At 70.0% G+C, this 21,218-nt stretch carries 25 protein-coding genes; 11 read left to right on the top strand and 14 right to left on the bottom strand.

Going from position 1 to position 21,218, the window contains the following annotated elements; all coding sequences use genetic code 11:
- Positions 1–13 precede the first annotated feature (13 nt).
- Positions 14–1,840, bottom strand: a complete 1,827-nt coding sequence (locus AB0B72_RS10070) for a glycosyltransferase family 2 protein (RefSeq protein WP_367738250.1) — start codon at positions 1,838–1,840, stop codon at positions 14–16.
- 302 nt (positions 1,841–2,142) lie between these two features.
- Here AB0B72_RS10070 and AB0B72_RS10065 point away from each other — a divergent pair, with 302 nt between their 5' ends.
- A complete protein-coding gene (locus AB0B72_RS10065; RefSeq protein WP_367738249.1) occupies positions 2,143–3,003 on the top strand; it encodes a hypothetical protein in 861 nt (286 codons plus the stop codon).
- Positions 3,004–3,010: 7 nt separating this feature from the next.
- Here AB0B72_RS10065 and AB0B72_RS10060 read toward each other — a convergent pair whose 3' ends face one another.
- The 3 genes from AB0B72_RS10060 to AB0B72_RS10050 all read right to left on the bottom strand — a co-directional run bounded on the left by AB0B72_RS10060 (position 3,011) and on the right by AB0B72_RS10050 (position 5,295).
- On the bottom strand, positions 3,011–3,271 hold the full coding sequence (locus tag AB0B72_RS10060) for a hypothetical protein (RefSeq protein WP_367738248.1): 261 nt from the start codon (positions 3,269–3,271) through the stop codon (positions 3,011–3,013).
- 20 nt (positions 3,272–3,291) lie between these two features.
- On the bottom strand, positions 3,292–4,122 hold the full coding sequence (locus tag AB0B72_RS10055; protein WP_367738247.1) for a hypothetical protein: 831 nt from the start codon (positions 4,120–4,122) through the stop codon (positions 3,292–3,294).
- A 246-nt stretch (positions 4,123–4,368) separates the two neighbouring features.
- Positions 4,369–5,295, bottom strand: a complete 927-nt coding sequence (locus AB0B72_RS10050) for a S8 family serine peptidase (protein ID WP_367738246.1) — start codon at positions 5,293–5,295, stop codon at positions 4,369–4,371.
- 214 nt (positions 5,296–5,509) lie between these two features.
- On the opposite strand from AB0B72_RS10050, the gene AB0B72_RS10045 reads away from it, so the two are divergent.
- From AB0B72_RS10045 to AB0B72_RS10035, 3 genes are all read left to right on the top strand, one after another.
- Positions 5,510–5,941 carry a hypothetical protein gene (locus tag AB0B72_RS10045; protein ID WP_367738245.1) on the top strand — a complete coding sequence of 144 codons (432 nt, stop codon included), beginning with the start codon at positions 5,510–5,512 and terminating at the stop codon, positions 5,939–5,941.
- A gap of 56 nt (positions 5,942–5,997) precedes the next feature.
- Positions 5,998–6,216 carry an EF-hand domain-containing protein gene (locus AB0B72_RS10040; RefSeq protein WP_367738244.1) on the top strand — a complete coding sequence of 73 codons (219 nt, stop codon included), beginning with the start codon at positions 5,998–6,000 and terminating at the stop codon, positions 6,214–6,216.
- 147 nt (positions 6,217–6,363) lie between these two features.
- Positions 6,364–6,843 carry an AAA family ATPase gene (locus AB0B72_RS10035; RefSeq protein ID WP_367738243.1) on the top strand — a complete coding sequence of 160 codons (480 nt, stop codon included), beginning with the start codon at positions 6,364–6,366 and terminating at the stop codon, positions 6,841–6,843.
- Positions 6,844–6,945: 102 nt separating this feature from the next.
- Here AB0B72_RS10035 and AB0B72_RS10030 read toward each other — a convergent pair whose 3' ends face one another.
- Together AB0B72_RS10030 and AB0B72_RS10025 are read right to left on the bottom strand one after the other, a co-directional pair.
- Positions 6,946–7,449, bottom strand: coding sequence for a DUF5709 domain-containing protein (locus AB0B72_RS10030; RefSeq protein WP_367738242.1), 504 nt, complete (start codon positions 7,447–7,449; stop codon positions 6,946–6,948).
- 65 nt (positions 7,450–7,514) lie between these two features.
- Positions 7,515–8,537: a helix-turn-helix transcriptional regulator gene (locus tag AB0B72_RS10025; RefSeq protein WP_367738241.1), complete on the bottom strand. Its 1,023-nt coding sequence runs from the start codon at positions 8,535–8,537 to the stop codon at positions 7,515–7,517.
- 44 nt (positions 8,538–8,581) lie between these two features.
- Here AB0B72_RS10025 and AB0B72_RS10020 point away from each other — a divergent pair, with 44 nt between their 5' ends.
- The gene (locus AB0B72_RS10020) at positions 8,582–9,055 is read left to right on the top strand and encodes a hypothetical protein (RefSeq protein ID WP_367738240.1); all 474 of its coding nucleotides are present in this window, start codon (positions 8,582–8,584) and stop codon (positions 9,053–9,055) included.
- Entirely contained in the window at positions 9,052–9,501 is a 450-nt protein-coding gene (locus tag AB0B72_RS10015) for a hypothetical protein (RefSeq protein ID WP_367738239.1), read from the top strand. The genes AB0B72_RS10020 and AB0B72_RS10015 overlap by 4 nt, the downstream gene beginning before the upstream one ends.
- A 4-nt stretch (positions 9,502–9,505) precedes the next feature.
- Here AB0B72_RS10015 and AB0B72_RS10010 read toward each other — a convergent pair whose 3' ends face one another.
- The 4 genes from AB0B72_RS10010 to nthB are packed head-to-tail and all read right to left on the bottom strand — an operon-like array spanning position 9,506 to position 11,882.
- The gene (locus AB0B72_RS10010) at positions 9,506–10,207 is read right to left on the bottom strand and encodes a GntR family transcriptional regulator (RefSeq protein WP_367738238.1); all 702 of its coding nucleotides are present in this window, start codon (positions 10,205–10,207) and stop codon (positions 9,506–9,508) included.
- 57 nt (positions 10,208–10,264) lie between these two features.
- Positions 10,265–10,633: a nitrile hydratase accessory protein gene (locus AB0B72_RS10005; protein ID WP_367738237.1), complete on the bottom strand. Its 369-nt coding sequence runs from the start codon at positions 10,631–10,633 to the stop codon at positions 10,265–10,267.
- Positions 10,630–11,220, bottom strand: coding sequence for a nitrile hydratase subunit alpha (gene nthA / locus AB0B72_RS10000; protein WP_367738236.1), 591 nt, complete (start codon positions 11,218–11,220; stop codon positions 10,630–10,632). The genes AB0B72_RS10005 and nthA overlap by 4 nt, the downstream gene beginning before the upstream one ends.
- Positions 11,217–11,882 (bottom strand): nitrile hydratase subunit beta, encoded by a 666-nt coding sequence (nthB, locus tag AB0B72_RS09995; RefSeq protein WP_367738235.1) that lies wholly within the window; start codon positions 11,880–11,882, stop codon positions 11,217–11,219. Before nthB ends, nthA begins: the two co-directional genes overlap by 4 nt.
- A 187-nt stretch (positions 11,883–12,069) precedes the next feature.
- Here nthB and AB0B72_RS09990 point away from each other — a divergent pair, with 187 nt between their 5' ends.
- The 4 genes from AB0B72_RS09990 (at position 12,070) to AB0B72_RS09975 (ending at position 17,830) form a co-directional block, all read left to right on the top strand.
- Positions 12,070–12,480 carry a VOC family protein gene (locus AB0B72_RS09990; RefSeq protein ID WP_367738234.1) on the top strand — a complete coding sequence of 137 codons (411 nt, stop codon included), beginning with the start codon at positions 12,070–12,072 and terminating at the stop codon, positions 12,478–12,480.
- A 72-nt stretch (positions 12,481–12,552) separates the two neighbouring features.
- Complete coding sequence (locus AB0B72_RS09985) at positions 12,553–13,017, top strand: helix-turn-helix transcriptional regulator (RefSeq protein WP_367738233.1); 465 nt, start codon at positions 12,553–12,555, stop codon at positions 13,015–13,017.
- 5 nt (positions 13,018–13,022) lie between these two features.
- Entirely contained in the window at positions 13,023–13,646 is a 624-nt protein-coding gene (locus tag AB0B72_RS09980; protein WP_367738232.1) for a glyoxalase, read from the top strand.
- A gap of 563 nt (positions 13,647–14,209) precedes the next feature.
- Positions 14,210–17,830 (top strand): LamG-like jellyroll fold domain-containing protein, encoded by a 3,621-nt coding sequence (locus AB0B72_RS09975; protein ID WP_367738231.1) that lies wholly within the window; start codon positions 14,210–14,212, stop codon positions 17,828–17,830.
- 227 nt (positions 17,831–18,057) lie between these two features.
- On the opposite strand, the gene AB0B72_RS09970 is transcribed toward AB0B72_RS09975, so the two are convergent.
- From AB0B72_RS09970 to AB0B72_RS09955, 4 genes are all read right to left on the bottom strand, one after another.
- A complete protein-coding gene (locus tag AB0B72_RS09970) occupies positions 18,058–18,294 on the bottom strand; it encodes an antibiotic biosynthesis monooxygenase (protein WP_367738230.1) in 237 nt (78 codons plus the stop codon).
- A 111-nt stretch (positions 18,295–18,405) separates the two neighbouring features.
- Positions 18,406–18,972 (bottom strand): hypothetical protein, encoded by a 567-nt coding sequence (locus tag AB0B72_RS09965; RefSeq protein ID WP_367738229.1) that lies wholly within the window; start codon positions 18,970–18,972, stop codon positions 18,406–18,408.
- A gap of 206 nt (positions 18,973–19,178) precedes the next feature.
- Positions 19,179–19,481, bottom strand: a complete 303-nt coding sequence (locus tag AB0B72_RS09960; RefSeq protein ID WP_367738228.1) for an antibiotic biosynthesis monooxygenase — start codon at positions 19,479–19,481, stop codon at positions 19,179–19,181.
- Positions 19,482–19,628: 147 nt separating this feature from the next.
- Positions 19,629–20,507, bottom strand: coding sequence for an aldo/keto reductase (locus AB0B72_RS09955; protein WP_367738227.1), 879 nt, complete (start codon positions 20,505–20,507; stop codon positions 19,629–19,631).
- Between the two features lie 95 nt (positions 20,508–20,602).
- On the opposite strand from AB0B72_RS09955, the gene AB0B72_RS09950 reads away from it, so the two are divergent.
- Positions 20,603–21,184, top strand: a complete 582-nt coding sequence (locus tag AB0B72_RS09950) for a TetR/AcrR family transcriptional regulator (RefSeq protein ID WP_367738226.1) — start codon at positions 20,603–20,605, stop codon at positions 21,182–21,184.
- Positions 21,185–21,218 lie beyond the last annotated feature (34 nt).

Here is a 21,218-nt window from a genome sequence, read left to right as displayed (position 1 = left end):
GCGGCGACGGTCCTCAGCGGTGGCGCAAGGTGCGCAGCATCCGGCGGATCACCGTGAGCGGCGTGCAGACGCGTACCGACGTGCTCAGCCGGCGGTTGACGGCGGTCGCGTACGGCCGGACCGTCCACTGCACCGGGCCGCGCCACCAGCGCAGCGGCCGCTCCAGCTCCTCCGGGCCGCCGACCTTGACCGGGAAGCGTACGGGCGGCCCGCCGAGATCCAGCTCCAGGTAGGCGTCCCAGGTGCCGGGCCGGAAGCCGCCCGTCTCCGTCAGGAAGGTCGCCGGGCCGGTGGCCCGCACCTCCTCCGGCCGTTCCCGCCCCGACGCGCGCTCCCGCCAGACCAGGCGCCGTACGGCCGCGGCTGCGGGGGCGCCGGCCACCTCCACACGGCCCTCCACGCGCAGGCGCCTGCCGGCCCACCCGGTGCGCGTGAGCCGTACCGAGCCGGGAACCCGCGCCGCGTGGCCGCCGGCGTCGATGGCGAGATGGCCCCGTGACCGGGTGAGGAAGGGAACGATCAGGACGCCGTCCTGGAGCCGGGGCGCCGGGGCCGCCACCCCCGGGCCGCGCTCGGAGCCGAGCCGCGCCGTCCTGCGGACGCCGGCGCAGTCGACGGCCGCGTGGACGTCCCAGACGCCCGGCGGGAGCGCGGCCACGTCGACCAGGGCGGTGAACAGGTGGCCCGCACGGGTCACCGGAGGGCGCAGCTCGTCGCGGGAGGTGCGCTCGCGCAGCACCAGGCCCGCCTCACCCTCCGGTGCCGGCCCGGCGGGAGGGCCGGGGTTGTCCGCAGGCCCGAGCAGGGCGGCGCGTCCGCTGATCACGAGGTGACCGCCCCGCCACTCGACGCCGGTCAGGTGGTGGCGGAGGACGGCCGTCTCCACGCGCGCGAGCCGTACGAGACGGTCGTGGTCCTCCAGCGAGGCGAGCCGCGCCCGGCCGGCCTCGCCGAGCAGGTCGCGTACGCCTGGGGTGAGCCACTGGGCGCAGATGTCGGAGACCTCGACGGCGATCTTCTCCCGGTCCGCCTCCGCCACGGCGAGGAAGGGGGCGCCGAGCTGCGCGAGGACGTCGCGGCGCAGATGCCGCAGGAGCAGGCGGTCGCGCAGCGGGCCCGGGGGGATGTGCCGTGCCATGAGCTCGATGGGGACGCGGGCGGCGTGCAGCCAGGCGAGCGGGTCGAGCCCCGCCTCCGCCGCGCCGTCCCGATGGCCTCCCGCGTGGTAGCAGTCGTGGTCGGCGACCACCGAGATCACCCGGGCGTGGCAGTACGCGTGGACGCAGAAGGCCGGGTCCTCCCCGGCCCGGAGAGTCTCGTCGAACCGGATGCGGTGCCGCTCCAGCATCTCGCGGCGGAAGAGCTTGAAGCAGGACAGCTCGTCGTAGACGGCGCCCGCCGATAACGCCACCCGTTCGGCGTTCTCCCGGAAGACGTCGTGCGGCGCCGGACCGGCTCCCGCGATCCTGCCGAGGACGATGTCGGAGCCGTTCCGGTCGGCGGCCGCGACCATCCGCGGCAGGGCGCCGGGCCCGAGGTGGCCGTCGGCGTCGCAGAAGTAGACGTACCGGCCCATAGCCTCCGCCAGCCCCCTGTTGCGCGCGCCGCCCGGCGTGCTCGGGTGGTCCAGGCGGATCACCGTGATCAGGCGCGGATGGCAGGCCGCGTACAGCTCGGCGAGCTGCGCCGTGCCGTCGCGTGAGCCGCCGTCCACCACGATGATCTGCGTCGCGACCTGCTGCACGAGCAGCGAGGTGACGCACCGGTCAAGGTGCGCGCGGCAATCGTACGTGGGCACGATGACGCTGACGTCGACCCCCCGGTCGCTCCCCGTGTTCATCGCCCATCATTATGTGACCGCCCGTGCCGCCCGCCGCGCTCGCCGCGCGGGCGCGGCGCGAACGATCCCGCGGTGCGTGGGTTCAGGCCGCCTGACGTCGATTTACGGAAACTCCGGCATTTTCGTATGACGCGTCAATGACGGCTGCGACCTCCGAGACGCATCATTCAGAGTCAGCTTGCCTTTCTTTTCCGGAAGGGCAGGCATGATGAGCGTCGGCACTTATGGTCTCCCCCGCGAAAGCTAGTTCCGAAAGGGACAAAATCCGCATGCTTGCGCCCGAATTCCGGGAAATGAGGAATATGGCGGCCACGCGCATCGCCAGGCGCCCGCGCGGAGCCGTGGTGGCGGTGGTCGCCGGTGTGGGCGCATTCCTGCCGTTCGTCACGGTGCCGCCGGCCGCCGGCTCGGCCGTCCGGCCGGTGGCCCAGCCGAGGGCGGTGACCGTTCGAGCGGGGGACGTCCGGGTGGCGGCCACGAGCCTGTCCGGCCCGGCCGTGGCGCATCTCCCCGATGGCGGCCCCTTCGGCCAGGCTCTCCTCCTCCGGCCGGTGCCTGACGACCCTCCGGATCCCGGCTCGGTGGACCCGGACGACTCCGCCGGCCCTGGCGGCCCCTCGGGTGACGGGGACGGCGGCCCGGGCGACATGCCTCCGTACGGGAACGGCGGGCCGTCCCCGAGCCCCTGCCGCCCGAAGACGTTCTTCCGCATCGATTCGTACACGGCGCGCAACATCTTCCTTCCCGGCACCCATTACGTCGACGGCCCCGGCGGCACAGTGAAGGTGTGGGTGAAGGAATGGCACCTCGTACGGACCATCGTGCGGCTGGAGAAGGAGGTCGAGCACGAGTATTCGGTCGACGATCTGATCGTCCGGCTGCGCAGGAAAATCGGCCACGAGGTCGAGGAGGAGAACGCCGTCGAGACGGGTCACGAGTACACGGTGACCGTCAAGAAGGACAAGTGGGGGCACCTGCGCTATCGGGTGTTCGGCTACCGGGTCGGCTTCCAGCTGTGGAGACGGCAGGCGGACTGCGGCGTGCGGTTCCTCACCCACGGGACCGCCATCGTGCCGACGAGCTGGGAGGGCTGGAAGTTCTGGGAGACCGACGACGTGGACGGCAAGAGCGACGACGACGACGATGACGACGACCACAGGTGACCGGCGTTCAGGGCCGGAAGCACTGGCAGGTGAGATCCCCTCCGGTCGAGTCGCACTGCGCGCCGGGGCCGCAGACGTTCGTGCCGAACATGTCGATGCAGTCGGGCAGGCCCGCGCAGGCGCACGACTGCGAGTCGCAGGTGAACATCAATTCCTGCGCGGGCCGCAGCAGCGCCGGCCCGGCGCCTGAGCCGGCGCCGGAGAAGCCGGCGTAGGAGTGCTTCGATCGATAGCAGGACGCGTCGGCGGTGAATCCGGGAAGGATCATGTTCATGCCTCTCTGTGAGATCAGCGCTGGTAGTACGGGGAGAGCTTGGTCACCAGGAAGGGGAACTCCTCTGTCACGTCCACCCGGACGAACCATCTGTCCGTGACGTCCGTTCGCCGGTGGGTGTAGGAGAGGACGACGTCGATGATCTTCCGGACCCCGCTCAGCCGGGACGGGTGGACGTCGACGGCGGTCAGCGAGGCGTTGTCGGCGTGCGCGGCGGCGGTCCGGGCGTAGATGGCGGGATACCGGACGGCCAGGTAGTTGAGCGCCCGATGCTCGTCGACGGCGCCGGCGTTGTCGGCGATCTGCAGGATCCGGTCCAGCACCTCGGCCGCCGCGCTCCGGAACCGCCCGTCGTCGGCTTCCGGGATGTCGTCGGGGCGCGGGATGGCGTCGAGCAGGGCGTCCCGGCCGAAGGAGTAGAGCTGATCGAACGCCACGACCGGAACGACCAGGCCGTTGCACGCCTCCGGCGGCGCGAGCGCGCCCCGCGTTCCGATCACCACATCCAGGTCGGCCGGGTGGGGCGCGGGCCGGACGGCTTCCACCAGCAGCTCGAAGTCGGCGGGGTCGCGGGGCGTCAGCAGGTAGGTCTCCATCCCCTCGATGACGAAGACCCAGCACAGCTGACGTGCCAGATAGCGGTTGGCCCGGATGGAAAGGGCCGCGTGGAGAGCCTCGCGATCGGTGAGGCCGGCGGCCTCTGCCCGCCCGACGCTCTGGGCGAGCTCCTTCTCGATGGCGGGGCTGGGGAAGCGCGGTTCGACGCGGCCCAGCGCGTAGACGAAGGAAGAAGAGGGTTGGGCGGGCGGGGGCGGGCTCGCGGTGGGGACGACGGTCTGCTCCATGGGGGTCTCCGTTCGAGGTGGGGCCGCCGTCACCGGCGTCCGGTGAAAACGACCCAGCGGTTGAGCGTCTCCGCCCGCCTGAGACATGAACCGCACGGCCGGACGCCCGCCAGCGACGTGGCCCGCTTGATCACGTCTCCAAGGCCGACGTCCGCGTCGGATATGAAGCCAGGCAGCCGGAGCCGGTGCGGAGCCGGCCGCTCATCACGCTCGGGTTCGCGTTCAGGCTCTCGCTCAGGCTTCCGCTCAGGCTCTCGCTCGGCTGAGCTCATGGTGATCCCTCCCTGTCAGTGCCGACAGCGCTTCGTACGCCCCTGAGGCGTTGAGTGACGGCGGCGCCACCTGCCTGCGCCGGCCGGTGGTGGACGAGACCAGCGCATGCCTGACCTCCGCCGCCGTCGCACCGGGAAACTCCGACCACAGCAGGGCGGCCGTGCCGGTGACGAAGGGCGCGGCGACGCTGCTGCCCGTCATGACGGCGCCGGACCCGCCCTCCGGCGCGAGGCTGTGCACGCCCTCGCCCGGCGCCGCGAGCCCGCGGGCGCCTGTCGCGCGTCCCAGGTTCGAGTGCGCCCGCGGCGCGCCGTCCCGGCCGTACGCCACGACGGGGACGACCCAGGGATGGCGGGTGAGGGCCGACCCGGCCATAGCACCGTCGTTGCCGGCGGCCGCGACCACGATCACCCCTCGCCGCGCGGCATGCGTCAGCGCCTCCTCAAGCTCGCGGACGCCGTCGGCGGGGCCCGGCTCGAAGGCGGCGCTCACGTTGAGGATCCGCGCCCCGGCGTCGACGCACTCCACGATCGCCGTCGCAAGCGCCCCGGAAGTGGCGCCCGGCTCTCCCGTCGGCCCCTCCGCGAAATCTCCCGACGCGCCCTCCGTGAAGACCGGGCGGACGAGCAGGGTGCACCCGGGAGCGATGGCCGGCGCCGGGGCGCCGCGCCGGGCGGCCAGGACGCCTGCGACGAAGGTGCCGTGCCTGCAGGACGCGCTCGCCCTGCTCCGGCAGGCCCCCGCGACCTCCGGGATCAGCTCGACTCTCGTGGCGGCGAGATCGGGGTGATCAAGCGCGACGGGGCCGTCGAGGAGCCCCACCATCACATCCGGGCCGCCGGCGGTCCGGGCCATGAGGGCGCCCAGCCCCACCGTCTCAAGAGGGTCTGTGACGACCATGGCACCCTCCCTTTCCCGGTTTCCCCCAGCCTGGGCCGGTTCGCCCCGGCGGGCATGAGTACACCCCTACTCAACCCGGATCCCGTACGACCGAGACGGCCTCGGCGCGCGGGGCCTGTGGCCCTTACGAAAGGGGCCGGAGGTCGCGTGAAACCGGCCCGGGTGCTAGAACGGTCGAGACATTGGGGGCAGCTTCGGCCGAAGGGACACACACATGCCGGGGCGCTCTGGTCGTACCGACGTTCTCCTCGTGATCGTCGCCGTGGGGCTCACTCTCCTGTCGTTCACCTTCATCCTCGTCAACCAGGTGTCGTACGCCTCGACGGCGGACACCGTCTCCAGCGTCACGATGGCCTTCAGCGCCGTCCTGTCGTCGGTCGCCGCTCTCATCTCCGCCGTGGCGGCGTGGCGAGCCGGCAGGCGGGCCAAGGAGGGGACGCCGGTGACCGGCACCGTGGTCGCGCCCGGTCAGCCGAGGGTCGACGAGCTGCTGGCCCGCCAGGAGCTGATGAACGAGAACATGCTCAAGACGCTGGAGAACCTCATCCTGCACACCACCCTGCTGGCGGAGAGGGTGTCGGACCTGCAGAAGGACTCACCCCGGGCATCGGGCCGTGGTGAGGAGACTCCCGGAACGGCCAACTAACTGGGGATTGGTCATAGATTGTCGCTGTTGACGCAATCTTCGGAAGGCAGGTCACTGTGGCGGACGAACTCACCCAGGAGCGGCTGGCGGATCTGAGGCGCGAATTCGCCTCGATCGACGGAGACGGCGACGGCTTCATCTCCGAGACGGAGCTGCGTGCGCACTTCCCCGACCTGCCCGTCGAGGCGATCGGCGAGCTGGACCGCGTGGCCGACGTGGACGCCGACGGCCGGTTCTCCTTCGAGGAGTTCGTCCGCCTGACCGGCCGCGACTGACGGGGATCGCGAAGGCCCCCGGGCGTAGCCGGCTGGGTTTCCGTCTTCCCCGAGTCACGGGGAGTACGGAAACCCATCACCGGCGGATCGCCGACATGGGTGACACGAAGCCGGCCGGGATCAGGGCGAGCCGGTAGTCTCGGGCCGATGGCGAAGATCTTGGTCACCGGGATGTCGGGCACCGGCAAGTCCACGGCGTTGGAGGCGCTGGCAGCCCGGGGCCATCGCGTCGTCGACACCGACACCGACCAGTGGAGCCACTGGGTGACCCTGCCGGACGGATCCACTGATTGGGTGTGGCGCGAGTCGGCCGTCAGCGACCTGCTCGCCGACCACCGTGAGGGCGCCCTCTTCGTGGCCGGCTGCAAGTCCAATCAGGGTCGGTTCCACCCGCGATTCGACCACGTCGTACTGCTCAGCGCTCCCGCCGAGATCATGCTTGCCCGCATCGCGGCGCGAACCGGCAACCCCTTCGGCAAGCGCCCAGAGGAACGTGAGGCCATCCTGCGCGACCTGGCCCACGTGGAGCCGTTGCTCAGGGCTGCCTCCACTGCCGAGATCGACGCTTCCGCGCCGATCGACGAGGTCGTCCGGCAGCTTGAGGAACTGGCGAAAACGACGCCGTGATCACGCGTCGCAGGCACAGGCGCTCCCCCTGCTCCAGGCCCTGCGGAACCAGGCTCGGCACGCCGGCCGCCTGGGCGGCCGGAGGAGCCCGACCGCGCCTGCTCAGCGGTCGCGGGAGCCGGAGCCGGAGTCGCGGGCCTGGTCGGCGGAGAGGTTGGCGATGGCCTCGGCCAGATCCTCGTCCAGGGGGTCGTCGAGCTCGGCGGCCCGGTCGGCGTCCTCGTCGGTGAGGTGGACGGCGGCCTCCTCCGCGCTCGCGGCGCCGCCGTCGATGCCCACGTCGTGGCCGAACAGCTCTCCCGACCTGTCGCCGTCCTCGCCGACCAGCCTGCCGCTGCGCGGCTCCTCGGCGTCCCACCGCCCGGCGAGCAGGGCCGGGTCCGGTTCCGGCTCCTCCTCGCTCAGGAGCTGGTCGAGGGACTCGCCCTCGGCGGCCTCGGCGGCGGTCGTGCCGAACCTCTGCCCCGCCGACCAGTTCTCCGCCGCGGTCAGCCCGGTGTCGAGCGGGTCGTCGTCGAGATCGTCGGTCAGCAGCGAGTCCGAGGGCTCCAACACCCCGTCGTCTTCAAGCTCGACCTCGTCGAAATCGTCGTTTTCGTTAGCCATCTGGAAAGCCCTCTCAATGCGCTGATCAGCGTGCCGGTCCCGCCCGGCTGTGACGACCCATCATGTCAATCGCCGGCGTCCCGCCGGATATCCCCCTTCCCGGGAAGGCGCACCGGTGGAGGGTAGAGAGCGGCCAGGGCGTGAGCGGTCGTCGCCAGCTTCAGCCGCAGCTCGGCGGGCTCGACGACCTCGACCTCCGCCCCGAGCTTGAGGAACTCCGTCTGCGCGTGCGTCAGCGATTCGATCGGCACGGTGGCGGTGATCCACCCCAGGTCGTCCGGAACTCCGGCGGTCTCGGCCACGGCACTGACCACGGCCGAGCTGCCCAGGTCGGACAGCCGTTCGCGTCCTTCAGGCGACAGCCGGATCACCGCGTGGCCCTGGAACAGCCGGAGGCGGAAGTCCGCCAGGTGCTCGCGCCAGAATCCGGCCAGATCGAAGCCGTCCGGGCGCTCGAAGGTCTCCTCGCTCACCCGCAGGTCGAGGATCTGGTTGACCCGGTAGGTCCGCATCGCGCCGTCGCACCTGGCCACGAGATACCACTTCCCGGCCTTGAGAACCAGCCCGTACGGCTCCAGTGTGCGCTTGACCTCGCACGGCGCGGCCCACCGCCGGTAGAGCACGTGGATGACACGCTTGTTCCAGGCCGCTCCCGCCACGGCGGGGAGGTTGGGCACCTGGTCCCCGTCGTGGTACCAGCCGGGTGCGTCGAGGTGGAAGTGCTCCCGGATGGACCTCGATCCCTCTCTCAGGGCGGGCGGGAGAGCGGCCTCGATCTTGAGCTCGGCCGTGGCCGCCAGCGCGCCGAGACCGAGCTCGGCGGCCGGCCCCGGCATTCCCGCCAGGAAGAGCGCCTGAGCCTCCTGGGCGGTCAGCCCGGTGAGCCGGGTCCTGAACCCGTCGAGGAGCCGGTAGCCCCCCTCGTGCCCGGCTTCGCCGTACAGGGGGATGCCCGCGGTGTGCAGGGACTCGACGTCGCGGTAGATGGTGCGGACGCTGACCTCCAGCTCGTCCGCGAGTTGCCGGGCCGTCAGCCGCCCGCGGGACTGGAGCAGCAGAAGGATGGACAACAGCCGGGATGCTCGCACACCACTGACACTACGTGTCAGCGGACCGCCCCTAAGGTCCGATCATGGCGTTCATCGAGAAGAACATGAGGCCGCTCGACCCCATAGCCGTCGGCGGCCGTCCCTATAAGCGCTACCACGTCGACCGGCCCGGCCATCAGATCGAGCCCGAGGTCGAGAAGGCGGCCTACGAGTTCCTGCCGAAGATCGTCCCGGCGCCCGCCGGCGACGCCCCAGCGGGCTGGATCGTCCTCCACCGGGGCGGGGACACCGGCGCCTACCTGCTCGTCTACACCTGGGTCTGGGACAACGTCGTCGAGGTGCACACGGCCGCCGCGGGCCAGCCCGCCATCGGCTGCTCCGACGAGGACCCCACGCACTTCGTCCCCGAGACACGGCCGTGGGCCGGGTGCGTGTGGGAGCTGCCCTCCCTGGAGTACGAGCGGGCCGCCTGGGTCCGCCACATGTTCGTCCCCGACGTCCCCGATCTCGACGGCTATCTCGCCGACACCCGCCCGGAAGGCATGGTAGGTCTGTGAACGACTTCGACTTCTTCATCGGTGAATGGAACGTCGTCAATCGAAGGCTCGTGAAGCGGGGCGTCGGCTCCACCGAGTGGGACGAGTTCCCCGGGAGGTCCGTCGCGCACGGCATGTTCGGCGGCGCCGGGCACTTCGACGAGATCACCTTCCCGACCAAGGACTTCGACGGCGCGACGGTGCGCGTCTACAACCGCGAGCGGGACGAGTGGTCCATCCACTGGATCAACAGCAAGCTGGGCCTCGACCCGGTCCCGGTCGTCGGCCGGTTCGTCGACGGGGTCGGCACGTTCTTCTCCGACGACACCGACGACGGCCGCCCGATCCGCGTCCGGTTCACCTGGACCCACGCCCCCGGCTCCTGCCGCTGGGCGCAGGCATTCTCCTACGACGGCGAGCAGTCCTGGGAGACCAACTGGATCATGGAGTTCACCCGGGCCGCCTGATCCCTCAGGTGGCGTGCTGTGGAGCCACTTCCTTCGTGCGCGCCAGCTTCGTGACAGAGCGCTTGACATGTGCCCTGGTCAGCCGCTCGGCCAGGACGGCGTCGCCCGACTCGACGGCGGCGAGGATCTCCTCGTGCTCGCCGAACTCCTCCCGCCACGTCGGCCAGTGCCGCCACAGTACGGCCACCGTCCCGAGGGCGGTGAGATCCTGCAGGTTGTCCAGCTGCGTGGTGACCAGCTCGTTGTCGCAGTCCGAGTAGAGCGCACGGTGAAAGCGGCGGTTGGCCAGGCTCAGCGCCGTCGGGTCGTCTCCCGGCAGCAGCTCGCGGGCCTCATCGAGAGCCAGCCGGGCGGTCGCCGCGGTCGCCGGGCGGCGCAGCCGGGTGGATCCCGCCACGGCCCACGGCTCCAGGAGCAGCCGCACCTCCTGCGCCTTGCGCAGGTCGGCCGCGTCCAGGACGCGCACGCTGACCCCGCGGTTGGGGCTGATCACGACGAGCCCTGTCGAGGCCAGCCCGATCAGGGCCTCCCGTACCGGCGTCTTGGACACCCCGAGCTGCTCGGCGAGCCGGCGCTCCACAAGCGTCTCGCCGGGCTTGATACGGCCGGACAGGATGGCTGCGCGAATCGCGTCGGAGACCAGGTCGGTGCGCGTGGTCGATCGCGCGACCGGCCGCAGGACCGGCTCCTCTGACGTGTTGTACACCGGTATATCGTCCCCCACCTCGCCGATCCCGGTCACCGGAGTGTCAGCGGGGTGCCGTCAGTGGGGATGGCCGTGGTCGTCGAGGTGGTCGTCGCGGTGGTCGTCGCCCGGGGCGCGCCCGGCCAGGGTCCGCGCGCGTACGGTGACGTCGGCGGCGGACACGGCTCCCTCCCCCGCGAGCACATCCTCCAGGGCGCCGAGCCAGTGCCGGTAGTAGCTCCAGCGCTCACCCCCGGCCTGTGCGTTCTCCCAGGCCGCGATCCGGGCGATCAGTGCGGCCTGGAACCGCGGCCAGGTGAACACGCCCCCTTCGTACAGGGCGACGGCCATGCCGAAGGCGCGGCTCTCCCACGGCTCGGCGAAGACCAGCTCACCGTTGGAGCGGGGCGGCGCGGCCGGGCCCTCGGCGTCCAGCGGGGCGGTCATGGCGCCTTGACCTTGGCCACGCCGACCATCGCGTCCCGGGTCACCAGCGGCGCCAGCTCCTCCTCGGACAGGTGCCCGGTGCCCGCCGGGCGTTCGGGCAGAACCAGCCAGCGCACTTCGCTGGTGGAGTCGTGGACGACGATCCGCACGTCGCCGGCGAGGTCGAGCCCCATCTCGGACAGGACCGCGCGCGGCTCCTTGACCATGCGCGACCGGTAGGCCGGGTCCTTGTACCAGCTCGGCGGCAGGCCGAGCACCGGCCACGGGTAACACGAGCACAGGGTGCAGACCACCACGTTGTGGACGGCCGGAGTGTTCTCCACGACGACGATGTGCTCGCCCTGCCGCCCCGAGAAGCCCAGCTCCTTGATGGCGGCGGTGCCGTCGTCGAGGAGCCGCCGCCGGTACCGCGGGTCGGTCCAGGCCTTGGCGACGACCTTGGCGCCGTTGAGCGGGCCCACGTTGGTCTCGTATTCCGCGATGATCCCGTCCATCACGTCCGGGTCGATCAGGCCCCGTTCGGTGAGCAGTTGCTCGAGCGCCTCGGTGCGCACCGCCGGTGGAAGGCGTTCCTCCGATTCGGTCATGAGGCCGTCTCCAGATAGCTTTCGTACAGCTCCGCGGTGACCGCGAAGGGCTCGGCGCCGGCGCCCCACAACTCTCGCGAGTCGAACCGCACCGAGTAGACGTACTGCGGGTTCTCGCCCCGGAAGTGCGCGTGGGTGTCCGGCAGCACCGCGGCGGGCTGGACGCACTCGACGACTCCGGCATGCCCCCGCACGTAACGCGGCAACCGGGTGTGCCCGGGCGGCGACATGTCCTTGGCACGTACGCGCTCGCCGACGGCGAAGGCCGGCGGGACGTCCACAGTGCGTAGCGAACCCGCGGCGGTCGGCGTGTATTCGGGCTTCGCGGGTTCGGGGGTCGGCGGCTCCTCGACGTGTCCGCCGCTCAGATTGCGGGCGCGGGCGTCGATCGCGGACGGCGCGATGATGGCGCTGTCGGTGAGCATCAGCTCCGCGGCGTTGAGCCAGCGGCCGAAGTAGCCGTCGTCGAGGTAGGCGGCCCGGTCCAGGCGCTCCTGCGCATGCCGGAACGCGTCCACGTTGCGCCCGGACACCGGGATCGACAGCAGCGTCAGCGCGAAGGCCCGGCCCTGCCAGGGCTCCCCGAAAACCGGTTCGTCGGCTCTCGGCGGATGAGCGGGGCCCCACCCCTCGGTGCCCCCCATATCGGCGATCCCGTCCATGGAACCACCCCTGATACGTCTGCGATAACGGACATATGTCCCTAAAGTGTACGCTCTGGCGCCGAAGGGCGGCCGGGCAAGATCATTCCGCTCGACGCCGGACGCGATCGTCCGAGGCGAAACAGGCGGCCGCAGCGATCAGGAATCGAGAAGCCCCGGTTACCGGGCCGCGGCTAACGTGACAGCCATGGGCATCACCATTCACACGACCGTCCTCCCCCATGACGACCCGGACGCCTCCGTGGCCTTCTACCGCGACGTCCTCGGCTTCGAGGTCCGCAGCGACGTCGGACACGGCAAGATGCGCTGGATCGCCGTCGGCCCCCCTGAGCAGCCCGGCACGTCCATCCTCCTGGCGCCGCCGGCCGCCGACCCGGGGGTCACCGAGGACGAGCGCCGCACCATCGTCGAGATGATGGCCAAGGGCACCTACGGCTGGATCCTGCTGGCCACTCCGGACCTCGACGCCACCTTCGAGAAGCTGCTGGCCGGCGACGCCGAGGTCGTCCAGGAGCCGACCGAGCAGCCGTACGGCGTCCGCGACTGCGCCTTCCGCGACCCCGCGGGCAACCTGATCCGCATCCAGCAGCTTCGCTGAGCCGTTCGCCGATCGACTCGGCCCGGACGGCCGGCGTCGAGGTGCTCGCGAACATCGACGAAAGGGCCTCTCATGTGTCATCCCGCGTGGAAGCGCGCACTCACCGCGGCGCACCGCCTGAACGACCTCGCCCGACTGCGCCGCGTCCGCGACCGGATCGACCGGGAGTACGCGCAGCCACTGAACGTCGAGGCGCTCGCCCGCGGCGCGAACATGTCAGCCGGGCACCTCAGCCGCCAGTTCCGGCTCGCGTACGGCGAGTCGCCGTACGCCTATCTGATGACGCGGCGAATCGAGCGCGCGATGGCGCTGCTGCGTCGTGGCGACCTCAGTGTCACCGAGGTGTGCTTCGCGGTCGGCTGCTCGTCGCCGGGCACGTTCAGCACCCGCTTCACCGAGCTGGTCGGCATGTCGCCCAGCGCCTACCAGCGCCGGACGGCGGGCGCCGCGGCGGGGATGCCGTCGTGCGTGACGAAACAGGCCACCAGACCGGTCAGGAACCGAGAAGCGCCGGCGCTCCAGCCGTACCTGGCGTGAACGCTATGACTTCCATCGAATCCGTCACCCTTGAGGTGGCCGACCTCACGGCCGCCGACCGCTTCTACACCGCCTTCGGTTTGAGCGATCACGTGCGCCTGCGGGCCTCGGAGGCGCCGACGGCAGGCTTCCGCGGGTTCACGCTGTCGCTCACGGTGTCGCAGCCGGCCACCGTCGACGGCTTCGTCGGCGCCGCCCTCGACGCCGGTGCCACACCGCTGAAGCCCGCCGCGAAGTCGTTCTGGGGCTACGGCGGCGTCGTACAGGCGCCGGACGGGACGATCTGGAAGGTCGCGACGTCCGCGAAGAAGGACACCGGCCCGGACACCCGGCGAATCGACGAGATGGTGCTCCTGCTGGGGGCCGCGGACGTGGCCGCGAGCAAGCGGTTCTACGTCGACCGCGGTCTCGCCGTGGCGAAGAGCTTCGGCCGCAAGTACGTCGAGTTCGCCACGCCGTCGAGTCCCGTCAAGCTGGCGCTATACGGGCGCCGTGCCCTTGCCAAGGATGCGGGCGTGCCTGTCGACGGCACCGGATCGCACCGGCTCGTGCTCGGCGGCGACACCGGGCCTTTCACCGACCCGGACGGGTTCACCTGGGAGGCCGCGTCGCTGACGCCCGCATCCTGATCGGGATCGGACGCGATCATCACCATGCTCGCCTGCGCCGGCAGTCGCCTGGCGCAGGCACAGCGAGCGTCCCGCGCTTCGGCGGCATGAATCAGGCACCACCGGCGTGACGAGTGAGGCGCTTCGGCGGCACGAGTAAGACACCGCCGGCGTGGCTGCGGCCGCCGGCACCGCCAGACTCACACCGGCCATGGGCCGGAGCCTCTTACCCTGATCTGACCTGCGCCGACAGACATCGCGATCTTGATCGAATCGATTCGTGCACATCGATCAGGCGAACATCGGCCTGGTTCGACGGACGGGTCAACGAGAAGGCGCGTCACACTGCCGAAAACGGCTCCGGACCCAAGAGCCCTCCGCGCTCCGGCGACCCGCTCAGGGCCCGGGGCCGTATGACCGCTTTACGGCGAAGATGTATCACATTTATGGCGAGGACGTTTTACCGACGTTTCGGCTCTTGACCATCCGCCACGGCACGCCTATCGTCCAGTCGAACCGATTCGCCGAATCGATTCGACGTTAGTCCCGCACCCCCCGAACGGGAAAGGCGCATGGTCACACCCTTGTCTCGGCGGACACGCAGACTCGTGCCGCACGCCGTCCTCGCCTCCGCACTCACGCTGACAGCGATCCCGCTGGCCGCCTTACCGGCGCTCAGCGCGACCCAAGACGCTCCCGGCCTCGTTCTGCACTACGACTTCGAGGGCGACCTGGCGAGCGGCGTCGTCGCCGACCGCTCCCCTTCCGGCCTCGACGGAACCCTGATCAACCCCGCCTCGGCCACCACCGCCACCGGCGCCGACGGCTCGCAGGCGCTGTCACTGCCCGGCGGCGCGAACGGCTCGGCCACCGCGCCGTACGTGAGGATCCCGAACGGCCTGTTCCGGGACCGTCACGCCATGACGATCTCCACCTGGCTGAAGTGGGCGGGCGGCGCCGACTTCCAGTGGGTCTACAACCTCGGCAAGGACGCCGGGACCGCCACGTTCGTCACCCCGTCCTTCGCCGGCGACGCCACCACGAGATCGTCGATCAAACCGGTCAACGGCAACACCGAAGTCGGCGTGCCGGGAACGCAGAAGCTGCCCGCCGGCCAATGGGTCAACCTCGCCACCACCATCGACGGCAAGACGATCACCTACTACGTCAACGGCGCCGAAATCGGCCACGCCGCAGCCCAGATCGATCTTGCCGCGGTGATGCACGCCGACGGCAACACGACCTCCGGCTTCCTCGGCAAGCCGTTCTGGAGCGGGCACCCGTTCCTGGCCGGTGCGCTGGACGACTTCCGCGTCTACGACTCCGCGATGAACGCCGAGCAGGTCGCCGAGCTGGCCGGCGACCACCTGGCCACCCTCACCAAGGTCGACCAGACCTCCTTCGAGGTCACCACCTATACGGACATCGCTCCGACCTTGCCGGCGACGGTCGGCGCCCAGTTCTCCGACGGCATCCGCCGCGGCGTTCCGGTCACCTGGGAGCCCATCGACCCGGCGCAGTACGCCAAGGCCGGCCAGTTCACCGTCAAGGGCACCGCGCACGGCGCCACGGTCGAGGCGACGGTGCACGTGGTGGCCAACAACCTGACCATCGACCTCGGCGCCGAGACGGGCGCCTTCCACGGCGGCGCGTCCGGCACCCTGTACGGGGTGTACGGCGAGGGTGTGCCGACCCACAACCTCATCGAGGGCATGAAGCTGCGCACGGTCGCCACCAAGGCCCAGGACGGTCCGCAACACCCAGGTGCGGACGCCCTGGAGGTGGTCAAGCCGCTGGCGGACAGCACCGACGGCGACGTGTACATCTACATGACCGACATCTACCGCGGCTTCCCCTACGAGTGGCCTGGCAGCACCCCCGAGGCGAGGCTCAACGACTTCAAGGTCAAAATCGGCAAGCAGGTCGACCAGGTCCTCAAGCTCGACCCGAAATATCAAGACAACATCGTCTTCGTGCCGTTCAACGAGCCCGAGGGCAACATGTTCGGCACCGGCACATGGAGCTACAACAAGATCAGCTGGCTCAGCGACCCGCAGTACTACTTCAAGGCCTGGGACGACGTATACGCCCTGATCAAGGGCAAGATGCCGCACGCCAGAATCGCGGGACCCAACACCAGCGCGCTCTACGACCAGCTGAAGGGCTACCTCCAGCACACGCTGACAGCGGGCACCGTTCCGGACGTGATGACCTGGCACGAGCTGAGTGAACCCGCCCGTATCCGCACCAACGTCGCCAAATACCGCCAGTGGGAACAGGCCGCGTTCAAGGGCACCGCGTACGAGGGCAAGCAGCTGCCGATCAACCTCGACGAGTACGCCTTCAACTACCACACCTCGGTACCGGGTCAGATGATCCAGTGGGCCTCGGCCATCGAGGAGTCGAAGGTCGACGCCGACATCGCGTACTGGAACATCGACGGCAACCTGTCCGACTCGGCCGTGCAGGCCAACCGCGCCAATGGTCAGTGGTGGCTGCTCCACGCCTACGGCCAGATGAGCGGCAACACGGTCAAGGTGACCCCGCCGCGAGTGAACGTCAGCTACACCCTCCAGGGCGTCGCCACACTCGACAAGGCGAAGGCGCAGGCCCGTGCCCTGTTCGGCGGCACGTCCGGGACGGCCGGAATCCAGTTCGACCACGTCGAGGCCGGCCTGTTCGGCGACACTGTGCACGCCCTCATCCGGGAGATCCCGTGGACCGGCCAGATCGGCGACTCCGCGCAGCCCCAGGTCGTCGCCGAGCTCGACCAGCAGGTGAAGAACGGCTCGGTGGCCTTCGACTTCGGTGACGCCCTGCCCAAGCTCAAGGAGTCCTCGGCGTACGAGATCATCCTCACCCCGGGACGCAACGCCACCTCCACCGCCAAGGCGACCAAGCTCTGGCAGGTCACGTACGAGGCCGAAAACGCCGATCACACCGGCGCCGGCTACAGCCGGAACGGCCCCGAAGGGACTCCGGCCGACGTCAGCAAGTTCTACACCTCCGGCACCTACGACGTCAGCGGGCTGCGTACCGGCTCCGATGTGACGCTGAACTTCAAGGTGTCGGTCCCGCAGGACGGCTCGTACGATCTGTCGGTCTTCGCGAACTCCCTGAACACCTACGCCGCGGTTCAGGAACACGGCCCGACCAACGTCTTCCTGCGGGTCGACGGCGGCGCCGAGCAGGAGCTACAGCTTCCGCTGGGTTACAAGTGGGTGGTCTGGGACCACACCGACACGAAGGTCACGTTGTCCAAGGGCGATCACACGATCACCCTGGCCGCCAAGAGCCTTGACGGCACGCGCACGACCAAGGGGGACGCGATCGTCGACAAGATCGACCTCTCCCTCGCCAACCCGGCGGCCGGCGAGACGATCTACGAGGGCGAGTACGCCACCCTCGACGGCGGCCGCCCCGACTACACCCGCAAGAAGGTCTCCGGCTCCGGCCTGGCCGCGATCGCCAAGGACCAGACCGCCACCTTCTGGGTCTACTCCGCCGACGACGGCGAATCCGCCCTCAACGTGGACACCTTCGGCGGAGGCAGGGCCTGGCTGGATGTCAATGGCCGGCGGATCACCGGCGTCAACGCCTCCGCCAAGCTCAAGGTGTTCCTCTCCGGCGGCATTAACAAGATCACCCTCACTGGTCAGTCCGGCAAACTCCTGGTGGACCGCCTCCGCGTTCAGAACACCGACGGCACCCTCAAGTCCACCTGGTACGAGGCCGAGGCCGCCCGCATCGCCGGCACCGCGAAAATCGCCGACTATCCCCTGGCCGGCGGCGGCAAGGCCGTCACCGACATCGGCGGCGCCCCCGGCAATGCCAACACCCTCACCTTCGATGTCACCGCTCCCAAGAACGGCACGTACGCCCTGACCGTCAGGTATTCCAACCCGGAACAATCCCCCGCGTCCCACTACAACCCCGACCCGCTGGCCCGCCACGCCGAGATCTCCGTAAACGGCGCGCCACCCCAGCGGGCGTGGTTCCCGCACTCCTTCCACGCCGACAACTTCTGGGAGCAGACCATCCCGGTCCAGCTCACGAAGGGGGCCAACACCGTCGCCTTCGCCTCCCACGAACTGCCGAGCTTCGACGGTGACACCTACATCTCCGACACCTTCCCCGACATCCTGCTCCGATCGAAGTACGCCCCGATCGTGGACAAGATCGCGGTAACGCCGATCACCAAGTGACACAACCGGGTGGGGCCGCCGGCCCCACCCGGTCTCACGTAAACGCACGGATGCCCGCGACCGGGGGCTGGGATCAGCACCGGCATCGCGACCTACGGACCCGCCGCCACGCCGCGGGCCATCGGCCCGGCCGCCCGCGACAGCGGTTACACCCTCCGTCCGTCGTCATCGCCGTCGACGGGGTCGAGCGAATGTCCAGACGTGTGGATCAGGTCTGATCGCGTCGGTCACGGCCGGAGATCCACTGCGACCTCGTGGTGAGTGACGCGTTCGTCCCACCGGGTCAGAGCGCGGCGGGCCGCCTCCTCGACGACGGCCTGCTCAGGGTCCTGTCCGGCGAAGACGCGTACGTCGTCCATGCTCGTGAAGAAGGTGATCGAGGTGAACATCACTTCGTCGCCATCGTCATGACGGAGCAGGCGGGCGCCGTGGAAGCCGGCGATGTGCTGAAGGTGCTCGGCCACTTCGGATTCGTAGTGGTGCTGGTATACGTCGGCTGTCGCCGTCGAGGCCCATCCTCGCCATATCCGCGCGATCATACGCTCCACCCGCTCCTTCCTTGTCTGAAGATCAGCTTATGCCGGATCCAGGATCTCGAAGCGTTCGACCATGGCGGTGAACAGCGGGTCGTCCTCTTCGAGCATGAAGGAGCCGAAGCCGAGGGTGAACCGCGCGTTGTCGCGTGCGACGAGGTAGTAGTGACGCACGGACCAGACCCGGCCGGCGTCGTGCTTCGCGCAGTCCAGTCGGGCGCCTGCGCGGCCGGCGATCTCGGCGCCGGCGATCTGGAAGTCGCCGAATCCCAGGCCCTCCAGTCGCGCCTGGACGCTTTCCGCCATCTCGGCCGGGGTCCATTCCGGCGGGGTCGGCGCGCGGTAGACGGTGAAGTTGTGCCGCCGGTCAGCGGGGTCTCCGAACCGAGCGGTCTCCCACGGGCTGACCTTCATGTTCGGCGGCGACTCGTCCCAGCCCTGCGGGACGTGGACGGCGTAGCCGAACACCGGCTTCTCGATGCGCTGCCACTGCATCAGGTGCTCCTGTGCGTCGATGCGTCGCAGGACCCTCAGAGCAGCGGCGTAGGACTCGCCGGTACGGCGGGCGCGTTCACGGACACGGCGCTTGAAGTGCTTGTTCGCTGTCATCAGGCCCTCGACAACCACGAAGCTCAACCCCCGGCGAGGAGCCCGTGGCGGGCGGATGACCAGCGATCCGAGGAGACCAGTCCCCTTTGCCTCCACCGAGCGGCCCTGCCGGGAGGGCCGAAGAAGGTTGGGCGGTGAATCGACGCCCGGCCCAAACGCTAGCATCCCGCGGTCGTCGCCCGTCCCGGCTCAGCCGGGCGGAATGGTCACAGCCCGTCCTCGCCCTCGATCGTGGTGCCTTCCTCGGCGGACACCACGTGGTCGATGGCTTCGAAGAAGGCCTTGATCCCGGGAAGATTCGCGCCCTTGGCCCGTGAGCTCGCGAAGTCCTCAGCGGTCTGCCAGTGCACGATGTCCAGCCATTGGTCGCCGGGCAGGCGGACCAGGCGGGCGCCCAGGAAGCCGGAACGGTCGGCCCGGAAGTCGGCGAGCATCGCCGGTCGCGCGGCGAGCAGCCGTTCCACGTGCTCGGGTGCCACATGGAACCGGGTCAGTTCTACGGTGATCATCGCGTCTCCTCCGCGTGAACAGGCGAAATCGAGAATATAAGCAGGCCGTCGGCACGCCGGCAGAGCCGGGGGGCGCCGCGAGGTGATCACGGCTCCCAGTCCATCCACTGACGGGGGAACGGCGACGAGCCGCAGGCGCCTTTCGACTCAGGCGGCCGCGTCCTGGGCCAGCGCGTCGAAGGCCGTCATCGCTTCCCTGTCCAGCTCGATCCGGGCGACCGCGACGTTGTCGGCCAGGTGCGCGAGGTCGCGGGTGCCGGGGATCAGCAGCGTGGCCGGGCTGTGCCCGAGCAGCCAGGCCAGCCCCGCCTGAGCCGGGGTGATGCCGAGGCGCTGGGCGTGCGCGATGACCACCGAGTTGTCGGTGACATTGGGCAGCTGGTCGAAAGCCGATCCGAGCGGGCAGTACGGCACCCAGGCGACGCCCTGCTCGGCGCACTCGATCAGCACGTCCTCCTGTCCACGCGTGATGACGTTGTAGAGGTTCTGCACGCAGACGACGCCGGCCGGAAGCGCCTGCCGCAGCTGCGCGAGGCTGACGTGGCTCAGGCCGATGCCGCCGATCTTGCCTTCGTCGCGCATCGCGATCAGCTCACCCAGCTGGCTGTCCAGGTCGACCACCTGGTCGCCGGCGGCGATGATACCCGGCGGCATGTCGGCCCGGCGAAGATTGACCACCGCGAGGTGTTCGGTGCCGAGGGCGCGCAGGTTCTCCTCGACCGACGCCCGCAGTTCCTCCGGCTTCTGGGCGGCGACCAGCCGCTCGGCCGGATGGGTGACGGCGCCGACCTTGGTGACGATCCGCAGGTGGTCGGCGTACGGATGCAGAGCCGTTCTGATCAGGTCGTTGACCGGGCCGTAGAACTGGGCCGTGTCGATGTGGTCGACGCCGAGTTCGACCGCGCGGCGCAGAACCTTGACGGCATCGGCGGCGTCGCCGCGGTTCAGCTGCATGGCGCCGAAGCCGGCGCGCAGGACATCGTGATCGCCGAGCTTTCCGTACGCGTACGCATGCGACGTGGTCATGGTCGTGGCCCTCCGGATATGATGGCCATAAGCGGAACCGATTCCGCTTGGTCCGGTTCGACCATAGCAGAAGCGGAACCGATTCCGTTTGTGAGGTGATTCCTGTTTCCGAGTTCGAGCGACGCCCCGGCGCGCGCAGGGACGCGCAGCGCAACCGGCAGCGCATCATCGACGCCGCCACCCGCGCCCTCACCACCGGCCCGGATCCGGTCAAGATGGAGACCATCGCCCACGAGGCGGGAGTCGGCGTCGGCACGCTCTACCGCAACTTCCCGTCCCGCGAAGCCCTGGTCGAGGAGGTCTACCGCAGCCAGCTCACCCGTCTCTGCGCCATGGCCGCGCAACTGGTGGCCGACCATCCGCCGGCCGACGCCATGCGCGAATGGATGCGCCGCTACCAGGACTTCGTCGCCACCAAACACGGCATGGCAGAGGCCCTGCGCGCGGTGATCGCCAGCGGTGCGATCAGCTCAGGCCAGACCCGCGAGCACATCGACGGCGCAATCGCCACCATCCTCGACGCCGGCCGAAGGGACGGCAGCCTGCGTGCCGACGTCCCACCGGCCGACGTCTCCGCCAGCATGGCCGGCATCATGCTGACCGCAGCCGACGTCGACCAGGCCACCCGGATGCTGCAACTCCTCGTCGACGGCCTGCTCGCGCGCGCCTCCTCCTGAGAGCCGCCTCGGGGAATCGAACCCCAGAGGCGTT

The organism is Microbispora sp. NPDC049125, from assembly GCF_040802045.1.
Lineage (GTDB): Bacteria > Actinomycetota > Actinomycetes > Streptosporangiales > Streptosporangiaceae > Microbispora.
The sequence above is the reverse complement of the archived record's forward strand: the minus strand, read 5'-3'. Positions and strand labels throughout refer to the sequence as shown.